Origin of the sequence: Rhizobacter sp., from assembly GCF_031412075.1 — a bacterium.
Taxonomy (GTDB): Bacteria; Pseudomonadota; Gammaproteobacteria; order Burkholderiales; family Burkholderiaceae_C; genus Rhizobacter.
In genome coordinates, this window is the sequence record NZ_JANOCG010000272.1 from 1 (window position 1) to 3,505 (window position 3,505).

Consider the following 3,505-nt stretch of genomic DNA (forward strand, 5'->3'; position numbering starts at 1 on the left):
CTGCAGTCGCACCCCGCGTGCGAGCAAGAGCTGCAACGACTCGGCGCCTTGCTCGACCGTTTTGACCTCGAAGGGTTCTTGGAGCAACTGGTGAAAAACCTGCAAGGCAACGAGCCCATGGAGGCCTCGCTGTGAACGCTGCGCGTGCGGGTGGCGTGGTGATGGTGGTTGACGATGCGCCGCAGTCGCTGGGCCCGCTGTGCCAGGCGCTCGAAGAAGACGGCTACACCGTGATCGTGGCGCGCGATGGCGAGTCGGCGCTGGCGCGGCTCGACCTCGTCACGCCCGACGCGATCCTGCTCGACGCCTTGATGCCCGGAATGAGCGGCTTCGAGGTGTGTCGCCACATCAAGCAAGACCCGGCGCTGGCGCATGTGCCCATCGTTTTCATGACGGGCTTGTCGGAAACGACGCACATCGTCGAAGGTTTCGAGAGTGGTGGTGTCGACTACGTGGTGAAGCCCGTGCGCGCACAAGAGGTGCTGGTGCGCCTGGCCACGCACGTGCGCAACGCGCGAGCGGTGCGCCTGGCCCGCGAGGCCATCGACGTGGGCGGCCACGGCGTGCTCGTGATCGACGCGCAGATGCGCGTGGCCTGGCGCTCGCCGCAAGCGGCCAGCTGGTTGCGCGAACTTTTCCCCTCGGCGTCAGGCGGGCTGCCGAGCGACTGGCTGGCGTGGTTGTCTGCCGGTGTGTCACCCGAACACAGCAGCACCGGTGCCAACGGGCAGGTGCTGCTGCTGCGCAACCTCGGGCCGGTGGGCCTGGGCGAGCAGATGCTGTTGATGCAACGTCGCGCCGAACCGAGTGCCGCGGCCAACCGCTTGAGCACCGCATCGCTCACGCCACGCGAAGCCGAGGTCTTGTCGTGGGTGGCCAAGGGCAAGACCAACCGCGACGTGGGCGACATCCTCGGCATGAGCCCGCGCACGGTCAACAAGCACCTGGAGCATGTGTTCGAGAAGCTGGGGGTGGAGACGCGCGCGGCGGCGGCGGCGTTGGCGAGCCGCGAGATGGGCTGAGAGCAGAGTCACGTGCGTTGATAATTCCGCGCAGGGAAGGGAGGCGCACGATGCGCAGCAGAACAACGACACGCCACGGCCGTGAGCCGGGTTTTTTCATCAAGCATCTGAAGGGCGACTATTCGCTGGCGCGCTCCTACTGGCTGCACACCGTGCTGCTCGGTTGGGGAACCGCTGCGCTGGGGCTCTATGCCATTCAGCAGGTGAGCGAACACCATGCGGCGCGTGATGCGTCCACGGCGCTCATGGTCTATCTGGCGGTGGCCTTGCTGATCACGGTGTGGTCCATCGCGGGCGCGTGGATGTCTGCGATGAAGCACCTTTTCGGGCAGGGGCGGCGCATCTGGGCGTTCGCCGCCATGCTGTCGCTCGCGGCCGGCACCTTCGGGACGATGCGCGAATACGCAGAGCTGCGCCCGGCCTTGCGTGAGCATTGGGCGATCGCCCAGGGACAGCAACCTGGCGAGGAGTTCGACATCGCGCTGACGGACAACGGGCGGGTGGTCACCTTCAAGGGCGGTGTGAACGACGGCGCCGCGCGGGCGCTCGACAAAGTGATTGCCGATGCGCCGCGGGTCACCACGGTGCGCTTGGAATCACCCGGCGGCTGGTTGCGCGAGGGGCAGCGCATGGCGGCGGTGATCGCTCGCTACGGGCTCAGAACGCACGTGGAGAAGCGGTGCTCGTCGGCCTGCACGGTTGCGTTCATGGCGGGCGTGGACCGGACCCTGGGCGACGGTGCGGCGCTTGGCTTTCATCGAGCCCGTGGTCCAGGTGAAGACGCCAAGGGTGAGGGGGCCGACGACGAAGGCCAGATATACGCCAAGGCGGGCCTTCCCAAGGCCTTCATCCAGCGCATTCTGGCCACGCCGAACAATGACATCTGGGTGCCGTCGCGCCGCGAGCTACTGGCCGCTGGCGCGCTCACGCGCTGACCCCGGAGCGGCTCTATACTCCGGGCCAGCGCTGATTTGTTCCGGATTGCGAGCGCTTTATAAATCCAGCTAAAGACAGGACGCACACCCGGTGTCCCGCTTTGGCGGCGCCGGGTTTTTTCATGGGTGCGATGCACATGGGTTCTGTGGGTGATGTGAAACCGCAGGCGATGCACTTCGCCGAGCCGTTGCCACTGCGCAGCGGCGCCTCTCTGCGCGACTACACGCTCGCGTATGAAACCTACGGCACGCTCAACGCCGACAAGAGCAATGCCGTGCTGGTGTGCCACGCGCTCAACGCCTCGCACCACGTGGCCGGCACCTACGAAGGCCAGGCCAAGAGCGAAGGCTGGTGGGACAACCTCGTTGGCCCCGGCAAGCCGCTCGACACCCACCGCTTCTTCGTGATCGGTGTCAACAACCCGGGCTCGTGTTTCGGCTCCACCGGCCCGATGAACGCCAACCCCGACAGCGACCGCCTCTATGGCGCCGACTACCCGGTGGTGACGGTCGAAGATTGGGTCGATGCACAGGCCCGATTGCTCGACCGGCTCGGCAACACCCAACTCGCTGCCGTGCTCGGCGGCAGCCTGGGGGGCATGCAGGCACTGAGCTGGTCGCTGCGTTACCCCGAGCGGCTGCGCCACTGCATCGCGGTGGCGACGGCGCCGAATCTTTCGGCGCAGAACATCGCCTTCAACGAGGTGGCGCGCCGCGCCATCATCACCGACCCCGAGTTCCATGGCGGGCACTTCTACGCGCATGGCGTGGTGCCCAAGCGCGGCCTGCGGGTGGCCCGCATGATCGGCCACATCACGTATCTGAGCGACGACTCGATGGAGGCCAAGTTCGGCCGCAACTTGAAAGGTGCGCAGCCCGCCTACAGCACGCAAGACATCGAGTTCGAGATCGAGAGCTACCTGCGTTACCAGGGCGACAAGTTCAGCGAGTACTTCGACGCCAACACCTATTTGCTCATCACCCGCGCGCTCGACTACTTCGACCCGGCGCGTGACCACGGCGGCGACTTGAGCGCGGCGTTTGCCGGCGCCAAGTGCAAGTACCAGCTGGTGAGCTTCACCACCGACTGGCGCTTCTCGCCAGCGCGCTCGCGCGAGATCGTGAAGGCCTTGCTCGACAACCGTTTCGACGTGAGCTACGCCGAGATCGATGCGCCCCACGGGCACGATGCGTTCTTGCTCGACGACCCGCGCTACCACGCGCTGCTGCGCGCAAGCTTCGACAACATCGCCAGGGAGCGTCAGTCATGAGCGACATCAAGGTGATGGAGCTCATAGCCGAGCTGGTGCCGCCGAAGTCTCGCGTGCTCGACCTCGGCTGCGGCAACGGCGCCTTGTTGGCCCACTTGCGCGACAAGCGTCAGTGCACCGGCTACGGCATCGAGATAGCCGACGCCAATGTGCTGGCCTGCACGCAGCGCGGCGTCAACGTGATCCAGCTCAACCTCGAAGACGGGCTGGCCATCTTCGAAGACCAGAGCTTCGACGTGGTGCTGCAGCTCGACACCATGCAGCACCTGCGCCACAC

At 66.0% G+C, this 3,505-nt stretch carries 4 protein-coding genes and 1 riboswitch; all 4 genes read left to right on the forward strand.

Features of this window, described 5'->3' with window-relative positions:
- Positions 1 to 161 precede the first annotated feature (161 nt).
- Entirely contained in the window at positions 162 to 1,022 is an 861-nt protein-coding gene (locus RMO40_RS09810; protein WP_309719925.1) for a response regulator, read from the forward strand.
- Between the two features lie 17 nt (positions 1,023 to 1,039).
- Positions 1,040 to 1,957, forward strand: a complete 918-nt coding sequence (locus RMO40_RS09815) for a hypothetical protein (protein WP_309719914.1) — start codon at positions 1,040 to 1,042, stop codon at positions 1,955 to 1,957.
- An 18-nt stretch (positions 1,958 to 1,975) separates the two neighbouring features.
- A riboswitch (SAM riboswitch) is annotated at positions 1,976 to 2,053 on the forward strand.
- 41 nt (positions 2,054 to 2,094) lie between these two features.
- Positions 2,095 to 3,228 carry a homoserine O-succinyltransferase MetX gene (gene metX, locus RMO40_RS09820; protein WP_309719917.1) on the forward strand — a complete coding sequence of 378 codons (1,134 nt, stop codon included), beginning with the start codon at positions 2,095 to 2,097 and terminating at the stop codon, positions 3,226 to 3,228.
- The coding region (locus tag RMO40_RS09825) for a methionine biosynthesis protein MetW (RefSeq protein WP_309719920.1) at positions 3,225 to 3,505 on the forward strand (281 nt) is incomplete at its 3' end. The genes metX and RMO40_RS09825, both read left to right, overlap by 4 nt.

What these genes read in the sequence shown, in the direction of transcription:
- RMO40_RS09810 (WP_309719925.1), top strand. Translation starts at nt 162, where the DNA reads ATGGTGGTTGACGATGCGCCGCAGTCGCTGGGCCCGCTGTGCCAGGCG.
- metX (WP_309719917.1), top strand. Translation starts at nt 2,095, where the DNA reads ATGGGTTCTGTGGGTGATGTGAAACCGCAGGCGATGCACTTCGCCGAG.